Annotated in this window: 15 protein-coding genes; 11 read left to right on the top strand and 4 right to left on the bottom strand. The window is 47.3% G+C overall.

The window, feature by feature from the left end:
- The first annotated feature begins 1 nt into the window (after position 1).
- From AB4Z50_RS06540 to AB4Z50_RS06505, 8 genes are all read left to right on the top strand, one after another.
- Positions 2-1738: a putative 2-aminoethylphosphonate ABC transporter permease subunit gene (locus AB4Z50_RS06540; protein WP_441877116.1), complete on the top strand. Its 1737-nt coding sequence runs from the start codon at positions 2-4 to the stop codon at positions 1736-1738.
- A 63-nt stretch (positions 1739-1801) separates the two neighbouring features.
- A complete protein-coding gene (gene phnX / locus AB4Z50_RS06535; protein WP_441877113.1) occupies positions 1802-2599 on the top strand; it encodes a phosphonoacetaldehyde hydrolase in 798 nt (265 codons plus the stop codon).
- Positions 2596-3738 carry a 2-aminoethylphosphonate--pyruvate transaminase gene (gene phnW / locus AB4Z50_RS06530; protein ID WP_441877110.1) on the top strand — a complete coding sequence of 381 codons (1143 nt, stop codon included), beginning with the start codon at positions 2596-2598 and terminating at the stop codon, positions 3736-3738. Before phnX ends, phnW begins: the two co-directional genes overlap by 4 nt.
- 13 nt (positions 3739-3751) lie before the next feature.
- Positions 3752-4939 (top strand): saccharopine dehydrogenase family protein, encoded by a 1188-nt coding sequence (locus AB4Z50_RS06525; RefSeq protein ID WP_441877107.1) that lies wholly within the window; start codon positions 3752-3754, stop codon positions 4937-4939.
- Between the two features lie 55 nt (positions 4940-4994).
- The gene (locus AB4Z50_RS06520) at positions 4995-5780 is read left to right on the top strand and encodes a DeoR/GlpR family DNA-binding transcription regulator (RefSeq protein ID WP_076269749.1); all 786 of its coding nucleotides are present in this window, start codon (positions 4995-4997) and stop codon (positions 5778-5780) included.
- 209 nt (positions 5781-5989) lie between these two features.
- Positions 5990-7111: a putative 2-aminoethylphosphonate ABC transporter substrate-binding protein gene (locus AB4Z50_RS06515; protein ID WP_441877104.1), complete on the top strand. Its 1122-nt coding sequence runs from the start codon at positions 5990-5992 to the stop codon at positions 7109-7111.
- 112 nt (positions 7112-7223) lie between these two features.
- Positions 7224-8285 carry an S-layer homology domain-containing protein gene (locus AB4Z50_RS06510; protein ID WP_441877101.1) on the top strand — a complete coding sequence of 354 codons (1062 nt, stop codon included), beginning with the start codon at positions 7224-7226 and terminating at the stop codon, positions 8283-8285.
- Positions 8286-8435: 150 nt separating this feature from the next.
- Positions 8436-8603 (top strand): hypothetical protein, encoded by a 168-nt coding sequence (locus tag AB4Z50_RS06505; protein ID WP_441877098.1) that lies wholly within the window; start codon positions 8436-8438, stop codon positions 8601-8603.
- A gap of 102 nt (positions 8604-8705) precedes the next feature.
- On the opposite strand, the gene AB4Z50_RS06500 is transcribed toward AB4Z50_RS06505, so the two are convergent.
- Genes AB4Z50_RS06500 through AB4Z50_RS06485 form a run of 4 tightly spaced genes read right to left on the bottom strand, consistent with a single transcriptional unit; the run spans position 8706 to position 12636 of the window.
- Positions 8706-9170, bottom strand: a complete 465-nt coding sequence (locus tag AB4Z50_RS06500; RefSeq protein WP_076269751.1) for a RidA family protein — start codon at positions 9168-9170, stop codon at positions 8706-8708.
- Between the two features lie 43 nt (positions 9171-9213).
- On the bottom strand, positions 9214-10818 hold the full coding sequence (locus tag AB4Z50_RS06495; RefSeq protein WP_441877095.1) for an N-acyl-D-amino-acid deacylase family protein: 1605 nt from the start codon (positions 10816-10818) through the stop codon (positions 9214-9216).
- A 22-nt stretch (positions 10819-10840) separates the two neighbouring features.
- Positions 10841-11980 (bottom strand): alanine racemase, encoded by a 1140-nt coding sequence (locus tag AB4Z50_RS06490; RefSeq protein WP_441877092.1) that lies wholly within the window; start codon positions 11978-11980, stop codon positions 10841-10843.
- Positions 11977-12636 (bottom strand): helix-turn-helix transcriptional regulator, encoded by a 660-nt coding sequence (locus AB4Z50_RS06485; protein WP_076269800.1) that lies wholly within the window; start codon positions 12634-12636, stop codon positions 11977-11979. The genes AB4Z50_RS06490 and AB4Z50_RS06485 overlap by 4 nt, the downstream gene beginning before the upstream one ends.
- A gap of 156 nt (positions 12637-12792) precedes the next feature.
- Here AB4Z50_RS06485 and AB4Z50_RS06480 point away from each other — a divergent pair, with 156 nt between their 5' ends.
- The 3 genes from AB4Z50_RS06480 (at position 12793) to AB4Z50_RS06470 (ending at position 17529) form a co-directional block, all read left to right on the top strand.
- Positions 12793-14565 (top strand): cache domain-containing sensor histidine kinase, encoded by a 1773-nt coding sequence (locus AB4Z50_RS06480; protein WP_441877088.1) that lies wholly within the window; start codon positions 12793-12795, stop codon positions 14563-14565.
- Positions 14565-16103, top strand: coding sequence for a helix-turn-helix domain-containing protein (locus AB4Z50_RS06475; RefSeq protein WP_441877085.1), 1539 nt, complete (start codon positions 14565-14567; stop codon positions 16101-16103). The genes AB4Z50_RS06480 and AB4Z50_RS06475 overlap by 1 nt, the downstream gene beginning before the upstream one ends.
- 97 nt (positions 16104-16200) lie before the next feature.
- Complete coding sequence (locus tag AB4Z50_RS06470) at positions 16201-17529, top strand: extracellular solute-binding protein (RefSeq protein ID WP_441877082.1); 1329 nt, start codon at positions 16201-16203, stop codon at positions 17527-17529.
- Positions 17530-17559 lie beyond the last annotated feature (30 nt).

Genomic DNA, 17559 nt, shown 5'->3' with positions numbered 1-17559 from the left:
AATGAAAGGGAAAATAGATCAAGCTCTGCCCTCGCAGTGGGTGAGAAAAAGCAATCAAAAGTTACGGGAGAGCAATGGCGTTATAAAGCTCCTGCTAGTGCTAGTCCTGCTCACACTTATTACTGTTATTGTCCTGCCACTGTTCGCGATGTTTAAGCAGGCGTTCATGGATTCAGATGGAAATCTGGTTGGCTTCACTCATTTTTCATCGTATCTGCAGTCAAGATCACTCATTCAATCGATGCTGAACACGATTACCGTATCCACAGCTACAACCGCGATTGCTGTGCCGCTTGCCTTTGGGCTGGCGTTCGTATTGACTCGCACAAATATTAAAGGCAAGTCCTTCTTCAAAGCTCTTGCCATGCTGCCCTTATTCGCACCAACCATGATGCACGGGCTCGCGCTTACTTATTTATTTGGTCATCAAGGTCTTATCTCTACGGGGTTGTTCGGACTGCTGCCGTTCGAATGGCGAATTCCACTCTATGGAAAAGTAGGCATCATCATTTCTGAGGTCATCTATACGTTTCCGCAGGCGTTTCTTATTTTGTGCGCGGGGCTTGCCGTCAGCGATTATCGCTTGTATGAGGCAGCCGAGTCGATGGGCGCGAGCAGCTTGCGAAAAATGTTTACCGTAACGCTGCCGTCTGTAAAATATGCGCTGCTCAGCGCGGTCGTCATTTGTTTTACGCTCAGCTTCACCGATTTTGGCGCACCGAAGGTCGTAGGCGGACAGTATAACGTGCTGGCCACTGATATTTTTAAACAGGTTGTCGGCCAGCAAAATATGTCTATGGGAGCTGTAGTCGGCATCGTGCTGACCATTCCCGCCATTCTCGCGTTTATCGTGGATCGAATCGTCACGCGGAAGCAGCAGGCGTACGTCACATCAAAGTCTGTTCCTTATTCCGTGAAGAACAATCGGCTGCGCAATGTTTGGGCGTATACGTATGCGATTGCTTTATCAGCCATGATTTTGCTGTTAATGGGAGCTGTTCTGCTTGCTTCGGTCGTGAAGAAGTGGCCGTATGACATGTCACTAACGTGGAGCAACTTCGACTTCTCCAATGCAGCGGCAGGTGGCTTCGATCCGTTCTGGAACAGCATTGAGATGGCCGCTTGGACAGCGGTAATCGGAACGATCATTACGTTCTTGTTTGCTTATTTGATCGAAAATGGACGTGTCTATCGTCCGATCCGGCAAGCTGCTTATTTCTTGTCGATTTTGCCACTGGCGCTTCCAGGGCTGGTCATCGGATTATCTTTTATTTATTTCTTTAATCATCCGTCCAACCCGTTTCACTTTATTTATGGAACGATGATCATTCTTGTTTTGGCTAATGTTGTGCATTTTTACTCCGTTCCATTCATGACGGCGACCGCAACTTTAAAAATGCTGGACAAGGAGTTCGACAACGTCTCGGAGTCCATGAATGTCTCGAAGCTGCGGACATTTTATCGCATTACGGTGCCATTGTCCTTGCCGGCCATATTAGAAATGGCAGTTTACTTTTTCGTAAATGCAATGGTGACGGTATCTGCACTGGTCTTTCTGTATGCGTCGGACTTGCGAATTGCCTCGGTTTCCATCGTCAGCATGGACGATGCGGGCGATACGGCGGCGGCGGCAGCGATGTCAGTACTCGTAGTGCTCCTCAATGTTGTCGTTCGCTTTCTGTATGAAGCGGGCACCGCAAGGCTGAGACGCAAAATGTCAGCTTGGCAGAAGCGATAAGGCGATGCCAAAAACAATTTTTCAAAAAAACAATTATACATTATACGATGGAGGTTTTTACTCATGATTAAAACAGTCATATTGGATTGGGCAGGTACAGTGGTTGATTATGGAAGCTTTGCACCGGTTGAAGCGTTTCGCCGCTTATTCGAAGAAAGAGACATTGAGGCGTCGTTCAAAGCGATTCGGAAGCCGATGGGTCGCATGAAAAAAGATCATTTGCGCGATATTTGCTCCGATCCTGATGTGTCTGCTGCATGGCAAGCGAAGTTTGGCAGCATGCCAAATGAAAATGATATTGATGAAATGTATGAAAAGTTTGAACCGATGTTGTTCTCCATTCTTCATCAATATGCAACACCAGTGCCCGGTGCGCTAGCACTTATTGAGAGACTGCGCGAGCAGGGCATCAAGATTGGAACGACGACAGGATATACGCGTCCCATGATGGACATTATTGCACCGGAAGCTGCGAAGCAAGGATATTCGCCAGATTGTACAGTAACGCCAGATGAAGCAGCCGAAGGCCGCCCGCATCCATGGATGATCTTCCGCAATGCGGAGCTGCTCGGTACGTATCCGATGAGCCATATCGTCAAATGCGGCGATACCGAAGCAGATATGAGAGAAGGCCGTCATGCAGGCGTATGGTCAGTAGGCGTTATTTTCGGCGGAAATGAAGTGGGTTTGACACAAGCGGAAACGGAAGCCCTGTCTGAGGGCGAGAAGGAGAAGCTGTTTGTTGAAGTTTCGGATCGCTTGATGCAAGCGGGAGCACATTTTATCATTCGTGAGATTGGCGAGCTGGATGGCGTTATTTCACACATCAACGAAAGACTACAAGCGGGGGATCGTCCATGAAATCACATAATGATGCATTATTGCTAACAGAAAATCCATATCTACTTCTTACGCCAGGACCGCTAACGACGACTCGAACCGTGAAGGAAGCGATGATGAAGGATTGGTGTACGTGGGATGATCAATACAATCAGCTGGTATCTTCGATAAGAGAGCGGCTCGTTAAGCTTGCTGCACAATCGGCGGCAGAAGACTATACTGCTATATTGATGCAGGGCAGCGGGACGTTTAGCGTGGAAGCCACAATAGGCACGGCGATGCCGAAGCAAGGCGGAAAATTGGCTATTGCCGTTAATGGAGCTTATGGCGAGCGAATGGTTCAAATTGCTGACGTGCTTGGTATTTCAGTTACGCCAATCCGTTTTGACGAGCGCAGCCCTATCAATCCGGAAGTCATCGAGAAAGCACTTAAGGATGATCCGCAGATTACACATGTTGCCATCGTACATTGCGAAACGACAACAGGTATCCTTAACCCTTTGAATGAAATAGCTCAAGTTGTTAAGCGCCATAATGTCACGTTTATTGTTGACGCTATGAGCAGCTTTGGCGGTGTAGCTATGGACATAGATGAGCTGGGCATTGATTTCCTCATTAGCAGCAGCAATAAATGTATACAAGGGGTACCGGGTTTTGGTTTTGTAGTTGCCCGCCGTGATGCCATTGCCAAATGCAAAGGCCATGCGCGCTCTTTATCGCTTGATTTGTATGACCAATGGGACATGATGGAGCGCTCGAATAGCAAATGGCGTTATACTTCGCCGACACATGTTGTTCGCGCATTCGATCAAGCGCTGAAGGAGCTGGAGCTTGAAGGCGGAATCGCGGCTCGTGAAGCTCGTTATAGTAGCAATCAACAAGTAATAACTGAGGGGATGGAGGCTGCTGGTTTCAGTGCGCTGCTTCCTCGTGAGTGGCAATCTCCTATTATTACGGCATTTCGTTACCCAAGCGCTAACTTTTCATTTGAATCATTTTACGGAAGCTTGAAGAAGGCAGGTTTTGTTCTGTATCCAGGGAAGCTGACCTCGGAGCCGACTTTCCGAATTGGCAGCATCGGTGATGTTAATCCAGCAGATATGGAACGATTGGTTCATGTGATCAAAAGCATTTATTCATCCTTTGACAAGGAACAGTAGGAGAGTGAAGACGATGAAAGTATTTTGTCTTGGCGGTGCAGGTCGAATTTGTATGGAAGCGGTGCTGGACCTTGTTCAGTACTCCTCATTTGAGGTCATTACGATTGGTGATTTCAATCTGGAAGCGGCGCAGCAGCTTGCTGCCTCACTGAATGATAAACGTGTCAATGCAGTCAGAGTGAATGTGCATGATCATGCGGCAACGGTAGAACAGCTTCGCGGCTACGATATTGTAATGGATGGAACTACAATTACATTAAACGGCTTGTCGACGGCATGTATTGCAGAGGCTGGCTGCCACGGCATTAATTTGAACGGCTTTGGCGAAGAAGATGCAAGCCACGATGTATTTGTCCGCAACGGAAAAATGTGTTTGCCTGGCTTCGGGATGACGCCGGGTGTAACGCAAATGATGGCGATGCATGCTGCTAATCAGTTGAAGGAAGTGCATGAGGTACGGGTTAGTCATGGCTCATACCGGCCGATTGCATTCTCCAAATCGATAGCGGAAACGACGGTTTATGAGTATGATCCGAAGCTGCCGGGACGCGTAGTTTATGAGAAGGGGCAATTCATTCAGGTGGAGCCGTTTGCTCGTCCACGTGAAATTGAGCTGCCAGAGCCTTACGGCAAATCGATTCAATACATTATTCCGCACGCAGAGACACGAACGCTGGCAAAAGCGCTTGAGAGCAAGGATGTTCAGTTAATTGAAGTACGCGGTACATGGCCTCAGCAAAATATGAGACTCGTCCGTGCGTTATATGACTATGGGTTTATGCGCAACGATCGTATAAACATTGCAGGCCAGGAAATTGGCATTATGGATGCGATTGGGCAATACTTATTCGAATCGCAAGAAGGCCATGAAACAGAATTATACGGTTATTCTCTTCATATTGAAGTAACGGGAATATCGGCACAGACTGGCGAAGCTTGCAAACATACACTTACCCATACACATCCTGCATCGGATGGTTCAGTAGAAGGCTGGGAGAAACTCCGTGCGTACACTAGAAACGTCGGAATTCCACTTGCGATAGCGACGGAGCTTATTGCGAGCGGTCAGACGTTATGCAAAGATCAAACAGGAATCATCACACCGGAAGAAGCTTTTGAACCGAGCATTATATTTGAGCAGCTAAGCAAGCGCGGCATTCTCATTCATGAAAAGATTGAGAGTTTAGTTGAAGTAGGCTAGAATACGATTAATAATCAAAACAGTAGACTAAGCTGAAGACGAAGGGGAAATAGAGATGTCGCTAGCCGGAGAAGAGCGGAAGCAGATCATCATTAATATGCTGCAGCTAAAAGGGAAGGTTCGAACGCCGGAGCTTGTGCAGGCGCTTGATGTATCATCGGAAACGATCCGCCGTTATTTGGAGGAGCTGGAGGATGAGCTTAAGCTCAAGCGAGTATACGGCGGCGCCGTTAAGATTAATGTGGAGCGGGAAGAGCCCGCTTATGTTCGGCGCGAGGTGCAGCAGGCTGAAGAGAAAAGAAGGATCGGACGAGCTGCCTCCTCTCTCATTCAGGATAAAGACGTTGTTGTCATCGACGATGGAACAACCACGCTGCAAATGATCGATTCACTTGCTTACAAAAAACAACTTACCGTTCTTGTTACATCCGTTTATACCTTAAACTTGCTGATTGGCTACAAAAATCGCAATATATTTGATGGTGAAATCGTGCTTATTGGCGGTCGCATTAACCCGAAGCATTACCGGACATCCGGTACGCTTGCGATGGAGTTTATGTCCAATTTTAATGTGGACAAGGCTTTTATCGTTGCTGACGGCCTACAGATTGATAGCGGTGTAACAAGCTATGAGGATGAGCGCGGCGTGTTGGCTAGAACTTTCATGAAACAAGCCAAGCAAACGATCGTGTTAGCTGATTATACGAAGATTGGGACGAACCATTTTTATAAGATTGCCGATTTTAAAGAGATTGATATGATTATTAGCGATGTAGCGCCTCCGCAGGCTTGGCGTTCCAAGCTTGATGATCAGGATGTGCACTGGATTGTAGCAGAATAGCTGTTTATGGCAAAGGAATCTTCGAGTCTAATAAGACTTGGAGGTTCTTTTTTTTATACCAACCAAATGCAAATTACTCAAAGGAAAAACACATCTAATTAGTGGAAATCAAAAACAAAACAATTTATTTACTTGTATTTTACAGTGCGTTAAACAAACAAGCATATAGTAGGAATAGAGAAGAAGAACAAACAAAGGGAGAGAAAAAAATGRAAAGAAGCTGGTTTCTGCTTGTGAGCATGATAGTTATTGTTACGGTTTTATCCGCATGCGGAGGTAACGGAGGATCGAGCAATAAAGGAAATAACAAAATGGGCAATACTTCAGAAGCAACAGAATCAACAGAATCAACAGAATCGTCGCTTGATACAGATAGCAAAGAACTTACCGTATATACTGCGCTTGAGGATGATCTTATTAAAGAGTATTTGAAAACTTTTTATGAAAAATACCCAGACATTAAATTAAATATCGTTCGTGATTCAACAGGTATTATTACAGCAAAGCTGCTTGCTGAGAAGGATAATCCGCAAGCGGATGTCGTGTGGGGCGTTGCAGCAACAAGCTTGCTAGTACTGGATCAAAACAGCATGCTGGAGCCTTATTCTCCTGCTGGCGTAGATCGGATTCTTGCTGAGTTTAAAGATACTAGAAGTCCGGAGCATTGGGTAGGCATTGATGCATGGGAGACTGCTTTTATTGCTAATACAGTTGAGCTGGAGAAAAAAGGTTTGGCCGTACCGAAAACTTACGAGGATCTGCTTAAGCCAGAATATAAAGGTCTAATCACGATGCCTAACCCTGCATCATCTGGTACGGGTTTCCTCACGGTATCGGGCTTGGCGCAGCTGCTTGGAGCAGATAAAGCATGGGAATACTTGGACAAACTGCATGAGAACATTGGCATCTACACGCACTCAGGTTCGAAGCCGGCAAAAATGGCTGGTACTGGCGAATATCCAATCGGGATCTCCTTCGGATACCGCGGTATTAAAGAAAAAAACGGCGGATCGCCAGTTGAAGTAGTTTTCCCGACAGAAGGCTCAGGCTGGGATGTTGAGGCAAATGCAATGGTTAAGAAATCGAAAATGAAAAAAGCAGCACAGACGTTTTTGGACTGGGCAATTACAGACGATGCAATGGCTGAATATAGCAAAAACTATCCGATCGTAGCTGTGAAGAGTGACACTAGCGTCATTCCAGAAGGTTATACTAAAAACCCGATTGAGCAATTAATCAAATACGATCTGCAAGAAGCGGCTAAACAAAGAGATACTATTTTAAAAGAGTGGAGCAACCGCTACGACAGCAAGAGCGAGCCGAAATCATAATAGTTGTATAAAGAAAAAGGCTGACAAGCGCTAGTTAAGCTGCTGTCAGCCTTTTCACTAGCACGCTCCCTATTGAACATAACGAAAAACACGATTTGGAAGGAGAATGGACATGTTGTTGAGAGTGAAAAAAATAGCAATTTTGTTAATAGTGATGACGTTGTTTTCTGGCGTCTCTACGCTAACGGGCGTTGGCCGCTCAGCCTTGCTGCCTTCTGCACATGCTGCGGCTGCAACGTTGTCGCTTACCGTCAATCAGAAAAATGCGGCAGTCGGACAACCAGTTGAGGTCGTTGTAAAAGGGGAGCAATTAAATGATTTATATGGCTTCGAGATTAAACTGAAGTACAACACAGCAAAACTTAAATTCAAACAGGCAACAGCAGCGTGGAAAGGAATGCCCATTTCACCGATTGATAAGGATGGGGTTATAACATTCGCTCATACGAAGATTGGGAAGGATAGCGGAGTGAGCGGATCGGCAGCTATTGCCACGTTTACTTTTGAGGGAGTTGCGAGTGGAAAGGCGAACGTTGAGCTGGTAGAAGCAAAGCTGGTCGATAGTCAGGTCAAGGCGGTTCAGCTGAAAAATGCGGCGAAGCTGGCTTTGCTCTTAAGCTCTTCGACGCTAGTATCCTTCAGTGACATAAAAGGCCACTGGGCTGAGGCAAATATTACAAGAGCGGCTTCGCTTGGCATCGTAACAGGCTTTGAGAACGGTGCTTTTCAACCTAATGGCTGGGTAACGCGTTCGCAATTTGTTGCTATGATCGGCCGTGCATTCGAGTTGAATGCTAAGCAAGCGAAGGAAGTTAATTTTAAAGACAAGGGACAATTTCCAGCTTGGGCAGAGGCGTTCATAGCGGAGGCTGTGAATGCTGATGTAATTAGCGGTTATGACGATGGTACTTTCCGGCCAAACCGCCATATTACAAGAGCGGAAATGGTGGCAATGACGATGCGTACATCTGGTTTTCCGCTCGACGAGAACCCGTCAATTCGTTTTGCGGATGCCTCGCAAATACCAGCTTGGGCTAAGCCGGCTGTAGCGGCTGCTGTTTCTCGTAATCTGCTTAAGGGGAGAAGCGGCAATCGCTTTGAACCGCAGGCAAAGGCTACTCGTGCAGAAGCATTGACGTTTATTTTGACGCTCATCGATAGCCAGAATAAATAGACTTGTTCACCCAGAGCAGAGGCGTTTAGTCATTGCAAGAAAGTGTGGGCGGGCATAAAAAATGAGCAGGAGCACATTTTACGAAATAGCCTATACCCTTTTTACTAAAAATCATAGGATACTGTACCTTAGTAAAAAGGAGATGAACAAATGGGCTATGGAGTAGCAGGGGTTGGCGCAGGAAATTGCGGACCTTCTTATCCAGTTGCAGGTGTTAGCAATTGTGGAGCTGGAGTTGGCGGCTGGGGAACTGGTATCGGTATTATATTGGTACTTTTCATTTTGCTTGTTATTATTTCCCGCGCTGTATGCTGGTAGTCAACAAAGCTTGCTTGTAAATCGGAATCAATGCGTTTTCCACTAATTGAAATAGTATTAAACCCCCAAGTGCCTGAGCCTTGGGGGTTTTGCCTGTTTATGCTATTCTCGAACCTCTGCAATGAGTTCGATTTCAACTGGCGTATGGAATGGAAGATCGCTTGTACCGATCGCGGACCTTGCATGGCGTCCATTTTCTCCGAATACTTCAATGAGCAGATCCGATGCGCCGTTCAGCACATAAGGCTGATCGCCGAAACCGGGAGCGCTGTTGATGAAACCAAGAATTTTTACGATTTTTACGACACGGTCAAGGTCGCCTAGGTGAGCTTTCATCGCCGCAAGCAGGTTGATAACGACTTGGCGCGCTGCTTCTTGTCCTTGCTCGATCGTTAGATCAGAGCCGATTTTACCTTCATACATGAGAACACCATCGATACGGCAGTCGAAGCCGGAAGTATAGATGAGATTGCCCGTTTGGTTGACCGGAATGTAGGAGAACTTAGGTTTAGTCGTTTCAGGCAAAACAATTCCTAGCTCAGCAAGACGTTTTTCAATAATAGACATTATAAAACAGCTCCTTGTTTATCAATTGTGTATTGCGGGTTAACTAATGCGTGCAGCAGTGCTGCGCGCGAATAAGATTACCTTCGCGCTTATGCGTGTGTTCACCATGTGAAAGCGTGAGCTGGCCGGCAACGATAACATGCGAGATGCCGGACGGATATTGACGCGGGTCCTCGAACGTTGCTGTGTCTTGAATGACAGCTGGGTCGAATACCGTGATGTCAGCAGCATATCCTGGCACAAGCAGTCCTCTTTTGCCAAGTTTAAAGCGCTGTACGGGAAATGAGGTTAGCTTGCGAACCGCTTGCTCAAGCGACAGTACCTTATCTTCACGCACATATTTGGCAAAAACGCGTGGAAAGGTGCCGTACGTGCGCGGATGAGGCTTGCCGATCTCGCAGTTCAAGCTGTCGGATGCAATCAATGATTTCTCATAACCGATGACCTGCTTCACATCGTCGTCGGACATATGGAAGTAGACAATCGCGATTTGAGCATTCTCCTCAAGCAGAAGATCCATCATGCAATCGACGGGATGTTCTCCTCGAAGCTCGGCAACCTCGGCGATTGATTTGCCTTCGAGCGCCTTGTTCGCTTCGGTCTGAATCGAAGAAATAATGATGCTGGACCAGCCAGTTGAACATACAAGATTATCCCAAGTGTCCTGCTCGCGGCTTAGCTCTTCTTTGATCCGCAGGCGCAGCGCCTTATCGCGGAACGCTTCAAGTGTTGCATGAATGCCGCCCTCTAGTACCCAAGGAGGGAGGACGGTTGTTAAGGTGGTGGAGCCTGCCGCGTAGGGATAAACATCAACTGTGACGTCCATACCACGTGCTCTTGCCGCTTCTACAAGCTCCAGCGCATCAAGCGCTTTACCCCAATTGGCGCGGCCAGCTGCTTTCAAATGACTGATATGCAGCGAGATGCCGACTCGTTCAGCGATCCATATGACCTCTGCAACGGACGGCAGCAAGTTATTGCCCTCACCGCGAATATGTGTGGAGAGCAGACCGTTGTATTTAGGCAAAACGCTGCAAAGCTCAACCAGCTCTTCGCGTGAAGTATAGCTGCCAGGTGCATACAACAAACCAATTGATAATCCGATTGCGCCTGCTCGCAGCCCTTCTTCAAGCAGTGTCTTCATCCGCTCGATTTCGTCTTTCGTCGCAGGACGGTTCTCGAAGCCCATGACTGCGATACGCAGTGCACCGTGTGCTACATAGGTGGCGATGTGCTCCGAAGGATTGGATTTGCTGACAAAATCCATATATTGACCAACCGTTTCCCAGGGCCACTCCCAGCTTGTACTCCCAAGTACGGGCTGCACATACGACTGCAGCAGTGCGCCTTTACTCCGAATAAATGGAGCAGGGGCGAGGCCGCAGTTGCCGACAACCTCAGTTGTTACCCCTTGCTGCAGCTTAATTTCACTGTAAGGATGATCAATAATCATCAGATCCGAGTGGCAATGCCCATCGATGAAGCCAGGAGAAATCACTTTGCGTCCCACATCAATAATTTGGCTAGCCTCTTGATCAATTTGGCCGATAGAAACAATGATGCCATCTTTGACTCCAACATCGCCGCCGTACCAAGGATTGCCGCTGCCATCGACGATTTTGCCGTTTTTCAAAATAAGATCGAGCATGTTATAAGCCTCCTCCTTCTCGTTATTCGAGCATTCCGCGAGCCGCTACAGTCGTTTTGTGAAGCTGCCCACTGGAATCCTTGATGTAGACAAAGCTGTGCAAATTAACGGTGCTGCAAATATGATTGGGGATGATACGCACCAAGTCGCCAACCTGATAGTTGGAATCCGGCTGTACACGAATCATGCCGTGCTCCTCATTCATTCGCTCCAAAATCGCTTCAGGATCTCCGATGATATGGCCGAAGCCCTTAAGGAATAAAGGTGAATTGCCCGGTTGTACGTCCGTTGCGAATGTTTTGCTGCCGCCGTCAATGATGATTAAATCTTCATAGGGCCTGCTGACAATGGTAGCCAGCACAACGCCGGCACAATCCTCAAGCGTACATGTTCCGAAAGCTGCCTGCATTCGGTCTTGATAAATGTAAGTCCCGGGACGAACTTCAGTGATGCCGTCAACTTCTGCAGCGAACAGCGCAGTAGGCGAAGAGCCTACACTTACATCCTCAATGGCGATGCCTGCGCTCCGTAGTACTGCAGCAGCCTCAACCATTAAGCGCCCCTCTTCATGGCCGGCTGCTTGCAAATCGAGCGTCGATGCTCCGCCGACCATAGCCCCTCGATAGGTGAAAATACCGCTAAGCTTTATGCCGACAAGATCATTGATTTGCTTCGCAAGCTCCACGGCTTTGTCGATCGCAACTCCTGTACGACGAAGTCCCGTTTCTAGCTCCAGGCGTACTTCCAACACTGCGCCTTCACGCACGGCTGTCTCAGATATGCGCTTCGCACCCTCTAAGCTATCGACTCCGATAATTAATCGAACGCCGGATAGACTGAGCCGAGCTGCACGCTCAAGCTTGGATTTGGCCACTAACGGATAAGCGACAAAAATATCACGAATGCCGCCGCTTGCCATGATCTCCGCTTCGGAAATTTTGGCTACGGTGATGCCGATGGCACCAGCTGAGAGCTGCTTTGAGGCCATTTCCGGCAGCTTATGTGTTTTGGCATGGGGACGAAGCTTTACGCCGCGTTTCGCGATAGCTTCTGCCATTGCAGCAATGTTGTTATCGACAGCATCACTGTCGATGACAACGCATGGTGTTTCTAGCTTAAGCAAGGCTTCCTCATCTTTGCGTACGTTCAATATCTCGCTCATTCGCTTGCTCCTTCATCGCTATCTACACCTTTGGATTCTTCCAAATAGCTGTATAACGTAAATTTTGAAATGCTCAAATAGCTGCAAACCTTCTCGCCTGACTTTTTAATGAGAAAAGCACCCTTTTGATCAAGCAATTGAATGATTTTAATTTTATCTTCTTTGGTCATGGCAGCTGGCGGCTTGCCAATCGTGACCTGCGCTTCCTGTATGAGCGTATCGAGCAGGTCGTTCACGTTGCTGACAAACGATTCCCGAACCGGCTGTAGTCCGCTCGCTGTCAGCGATTGAAGCGTTTTCTCGGCAACCATCAGATCGGTAATGTCGAAGTTGATGCAGAGCGCTCCAATGATGGTGCCAGCGTTATTTTTTACATACATGGAGGTCGAACGGAGAATACGTCCATCCTTCGTCTGGGTAACATAATTATGGCGGTTATCACCCTCGGAGGTGCCTCTCATAATTTCCAGTCCAAGATTCGTGCCAGGATCTCCTACATTTCTTCCGGTGACGTGGCCGTTCTCGATGACAACAATGGTGCTGTCTACGGGCTTTGACCAGTCATGCACAACGACCTCGCAATTGTCTCCAAACTGCGCGGTTATACCTTTGGCCATCTCCGTCAAAAATAGTAATTCTTGAGATATTGATTCCACTTGCATTCACTCTCCACTTTCTTAAAGCCTCATTGCCCACATGGTACTACGACTTACTCGAAAAATCAAACAAAAAATCTGTTAACCTAAAAAAAAGTGTGATAGGATGTTTTTAAACTTTTTATTGCTACGAGAAAAGGAGAGTGGGGATGAGAGATGCGCTGGATTAGTAGCTCATTAAAGCGTAAGTTATCCTTTTTGCTGCTGCTATCGGTTCTCATTCCGCTGCTCGCGCTGGGCTTATTTGCCTACAACATGGCAGCGACAGCTACGGAAGAGAAGGCAAAGCAATCGGGCAAGAGCCTATTGCGTCAGACGGGTACGAATCTCGAATTTATCGTTCAAGATATCGAGAATATGTCATTATTTTTGATTGGGCAAAAGGATGTACAGCAATATTTGAGCAGTTCAGGAGAAAATGCGGTTAAACAAACGCAAATGATTGAGTTTCTATCTAATCTGGTGTTCTCCAAATCGTATATTTCGGACATCACGATTTATCCGCAAAGCCAGTCCCATCCCGTTTCAAATACAACGATTTTTGAGACGGAATTATCCGAGCTGACTGGAGAAGATATTGAGCATTATCAATCTAGTGCAAAATGGTGGACAAGCCGTTACGAGACGGATACAGCAGCTGGGGTGAAGCAGGTAATCTCACTCGTCCGGCCGATTCGCAGTCTGAACAGCTTCAAACAAATTGGAACGTTGGTCATTAGCCTTAACGAAGAAGCTGTTTCCAAGCTGATGAATCAGGCGGGCATTTCAGCGGGGGGCTACGTCGTTCTGTCCAATGAGAAGGGACAAATCTTGTCCGGCAGTGATCAAAGCAGGTCAATGATGACAATGGAAGCCCTGCTGCCCGGCTTGACGATAAGAGGGAATGCAGGAACGCTCAACTACGGCCATGGTGAAAGTAAACAGACCATACTTTATGACACGGTTGCTGATGTAGGCTGGCGGCTGACGGGCGTCATGCCCTTCACAGAATACAAAGCTCAAAATAATTACGTCCTGCAGCTGATGGCGATCGTCATTATTTTTTCGATGCTGCTCGTGGCCGTACTCGTTCTATACTTCGTTCAACGCGTGACCAATCCGCTTATTATGCTGACGCAGTTTCTAAAGCACTCGAACCCGGAAGAGCCGATGCAAACGTATCCGGTGGAAACGATGGATGAGGTAGGACAGCTCGTGCGAAGCTACAATAAGCTAAGCGAGCGAATTGAAGGTTTGACGGAGCAGGTAAAGCTGGAGGAATCATCAAAAAAAGAAGCGGATATGCATGCGCTGCAAGCGCAAATCAATCCTCATTTCTTGTACAATACTCTATCCTCTATCCACTGGATGGCGCTCATGAATCAAGATGAGAAGACGGCCGATATGGTAGGCAGCTTAAGTGATTTTATGCGATTCAGCTTAAACAATGGCGAGGAGTTTTGCTCGGTTGAGCAGGAGGTGGCGCATGCCGGCCATTATGCCAATATTCAGTCGATCCGCTTCCCGGACAAGTTTGAGTTTATCGTTCAGGTCGATCAGGAACTAATGGACTTAACGATGCTGAAGCTTCTTCTGCAGCCTTTAATTGAGAATGCACTTATTCATGGTATTCAGAAGAAAGCTGAAGCTGGTTTGATCAAAGTAACCGCACATATGCAAGGTTTGTTTATGTCTTTTGCTGTAGAAGATACAGGCGTTGGCATCGACTCGGTTAAGCTGGCTGCTATATATAAAGAGCTCCACGGACCGGATGATCGCAAAAAAGAACGTGATCGCCTAGAACGCGGCAGCTATGGACTTCGCAACGTTCATAAGCGGTTGCAGCTGCATTACGGGGCAGAAGCAGGCTTGCGCATTGAAAGCTTGGACGGAATAGGGACACGCGTGTCCTTCTCGATCCCGATGTTACACGAAGGAGGCAAAGCCTAATGAAGCTGTTAATCGTAGATGATGAGGTCATTATTCGAACAGGTCTGAGCACCGTTATAAAATGGGCAGAACTTGGCTACGAGCTGCTGCAGCCGGCAGCATCAGCCGAGGAGGCGCTTGCTCGTCTGGAATTGGAGCAGCCGGAAATTGTATTGACGGATATTCAAATGACGGGACGCAGCGGACTAGAGCTTGCGGGAGATGTCAGGAGACTGCTGCCTGATAGTGAGGTCATTATTTTGACAGGCTACGATCAATTTTCCTATGCCCAGCAGGCGATTCGAGAAGGAGCAGGAGATTATTTGCTCAAAACGAGTCGGCCCGATGAAATCATCCGAGCGGTAAATGGAGCGAAGATGCGAATTCTGCAAAAGTGGGAGGCACTAAAAAAAGACCAGCTACGCGACAGATTGCTTGAGAGGCTGATTGCTGATACGGAAATTGACAATCACTCCGCAGAGAAAGCGGCGAAGCTTCTGCCGAAGCTGCGATTGAACGAAACCTTTTTTTATCAAACGGTAATTGTCTCGGCGGAAGGCTGGGGAAATGAATCGGGACACGGCTATTTATTGCTGTTTGCCGTGCACAATATGATAAGCGAGCTGATAGATGGAGAAGCTCTTTTGCGTAAAGATAGTCTCGTCATTCTCCTTAGGCATGAAAGCATGCGAGCAGATCAATCACAGCTCGCTAGATTAATGGAGAGGGTAACAAGGAAGCTGAAATGCAAATTGTTCGGGGCAACAGGCACAGTTGTTTCAGACTGGCACAAGCTTCAGGATTCGTACACGGAGGCTTCTTATGCTTTTTTGTTCAAAGGAATTATAGGCCAAGAAGGATTGTTGGCTTACGAGGATATAAAAGGACGCCGAGGCGGACGTACCGTCTGCTCGCAGGAGGAGGAAGGACAGCTCACAGCGTTATTCCAGAACGGAACGGACGCGCAGCTTTACCAATGGGTTCAAGAGCTCATTGAACTCCAGCTCAAAGATGCAGATACGACGCCAGATTCCTTGCAGAAGTTTCTTCAATCCGTCCAAATTTCTGCCCACCGCTGGGTGGAGCGAGTCATTGCCTCTTTTGGGGAATCTGCTGCCCTCTCCAAAGAGAAGTTTGCTAACAGCATTTCTCCCTCCCCAAACACTGATAACGGAGTTGGATTGCTGTATGAGCAGCTTCACCAATTGATGATGCTGTACCGTGAGACGATCGGACAAGAAGGCATACCTTACATTAAGCGTGCGATTGCTTATATTCATGATCATTTGGACAAAGAGCTTACATTGCAGCAGGTTGCCAAGCATGTTCATTTGAATCCAAACCACTTCAGCGAGGTATTCAAGCGTGAGACGGGTCATACCTACATTGAATTTGTAACTCGCATGAGAGTGGAGCGCGCCAAGCGGCTTTTGGATGAATCACCGATAAAGGTGAGTGAGGTTGCAAGCCGCGTGGGCTATACGGATATGAAGTATTTTAGCCAATTGTTTAAACGGTTTACGGGTTTTACACCTTCGGAATACCGGACGAGAAGCTGAAGTTTATCTACCCTACTCCTGAGTTCTGTCCCCTGCCCATGTCGCCTATGATTCCCTATACTCGGAGGTAAGACAAATATCAAGGAGGAAACATGACATGAAGAAGACACTAACAATTGCAATTATGGTCACTCTAATGATTTCTATCTTGGCAGCGTGCGGCGGAACAAACAATAACGGCAAAAAAAATGAGGACGGCAGTGAGCCGGCAGCTGAGAAAGTGAAGCTAAGCCTATGGCATAACTTTACCGGCGACGATCTTAGAGCGCAAACGATGCGTTCGATTATTCAGCAGTTCCAGACCGATCATCCGAACATTACGCTCGATATTCAAGCGATCCCGCCAGACGGTTACAAGACGCGTCTAAAAACGGTCGCTGCGGCAGATGAAATGCCGGATGTATTCATTTTATCCAATGGCTCTATGACACAGGAATTTTCAGCAGGCAAACTTATTCAGCCGGTTAATGAGCTAATTGACAGCCACCAAGAATGGAAAGAAGGTTTCATGCCTAATTCCTTCGACGCTTTCACAGTAGATGGCAACATCTATAGCGCTCCGATGGGCTTGTCTCCAACATCGATTCTATACTACAACAAAACGATTCTTGAAGAAAACGGCCTTACTGTCCCAAAAACATGGGATGAGCTGTTGAATGCAATTAGCGTGCTGAAAGGCAAAAATATTACGCCAATCGCTCTAGGCAATAAAGCGGCTTGGCTCGCACAATCCAGTATTTTCAGCTCATTGGCTGACCGTGTAACAGGTACGGAGTGGTTCTTGAAAGCAGCAAGCCAAGATGGTGCGGCATTTACGGACCCTGAATTTGTACAGGCATTAACTTACATGCAGCAGCTTGGTACGGCAGGTGCATTCCAAGATGGATTCAATGCAATCGACAACACGCAAATGGAGCAAATGTTCGCGCAAGGCAAAGCTGCGATGATGATTGACGGCGGCTGGGCATTGTCGAATCTAGCTTCCAACGCTTCAGAAGATGCACTTAAAGCAATGGGCGCAACGGTTCTTCCATCCATTCCTGGTGGAAAAGGCGATCCTAATTCTCTATCTGGTGTCGTAGGTGTCGGCATGGGTCTAGGCAAGGATGCGATTGGTCCGAAAAAGGATGCAGCATTTGAACTTATCTATGCAATGTCAGGACCAGAAGCGCAAAAGCGTACGCTTGAGAGCAATCAGCTTGTCAGCTACAAAGTAGAGCTGGATAAGAGCAAAGTTTCGCCAATCTTTAGCGAAGTATATGAGCTTGTGAACARCGTGAAGATGACGCCGGTGTATGATGGCAAGCTGACTTCTGCAGGAGCTGAAGCCGTGAACAATGGACTACAGGAGCTGTTGATGGGTGGCAAACCGGAAGACATCGCGAAAAAAATCCAAGAGGCGCAAGCGAAAGCGCTAGGAAAGTAACATAGCTGCTCGGTAGTTAGGTTATTGAGT

Source organism: Paenibacillus sp. 2TAB26, from assembly GCF_052115145.1.
GTDB lineage: Bacteria > Bacillota > Bacilli > Paenibacillales > Paenibacillaceae > Pristimantibacillus.
This window is presented reverse-complemented; position numbering and strand designations above follow the sequence as displayed.

Coding starts and splice junctions, on each gene's coding strand:
- AB4Z50_RS06520 (WP_076269749.1), top strand. CDS start 4,995: ATGTCGCTAGCCGGAGAAGAGCGGAAGCAGATCATCATTAATATGCTG.
- phnW (WP_441877110.1), top strand. CDS start 2,596: ATGAAATCACATAATGATGCATTATTGCTAACAGAAAATCCATATCTA.
- AB4Z50_RS06480 (WP_441877088.1), top strand. CDS start 12,793: ATGCGCTGGATTAGTAGCTCATTAAAGCGTAAGTTATCCTTTTTGCTG.
- AB4Z50_RS06505 (WP_441877098.1), top strand. CDS start 8,436: ATGGGCTATGGAGTAGCAGGGGTTGGCGCAGGAAATTGCGGACCTTCT.
- AB4Z50_RS06475 (WP_441877085.1), top strand. CDS start 14,565: ATGAAGCTGTTAATCGTAGATGATGAGGTCATTATTCGAACAGGTCTG.
- phnX (WP_441877113.1), top strand. CDS start 1,802: ATGATTAAAACAGTCATATTGGATTGGGCAGGTACAGTGGTTGATTAT.
- AB4Z50_RS06540 (WP_441877116.1), top strand. CDS start 2: ATGAAAGGGAAAATAGATCAAGCTCTGCCCTCGCAGTGGGTGAGAAAA.
- AB4Z50_RS06490 (WP_441877092.1), bottom strand. CDS start 11,980: ATGAGCGAGATATTGAACGTACGCAAAGATGAGGAAGCCTTGCTTAAG.
- AB4Z50_RS06500 (WP_076269751.1), bottom strand. CDS start 9,170: ATGTCTATTATTGAAAAACGTCTTGCTGAGCTAGGAATTGTTTTGCCT.
- AB4Z50_RS06510 (WP_441877101.1), top strand. CDS start 7,224: ATGTTGTTGAGAGTGAAAAAAATAGCAATTTTGTTAATAGTGATGACG.
- AB4Z50_RS06525 (WP_441877107.1), top strand. CDS start 3,752: ATGAAAGTATTTTGTCTTGGCGGTGCAGGTCGAATTTGTATGGAAGCG.
- AB4Z50_RS06495 (WP_441877095.1), bottom strand. CDS start 10,818: ATGCTCGATCTTATTTTGAAAAACGGCAAAATCGTCGATGGCAGCGGC.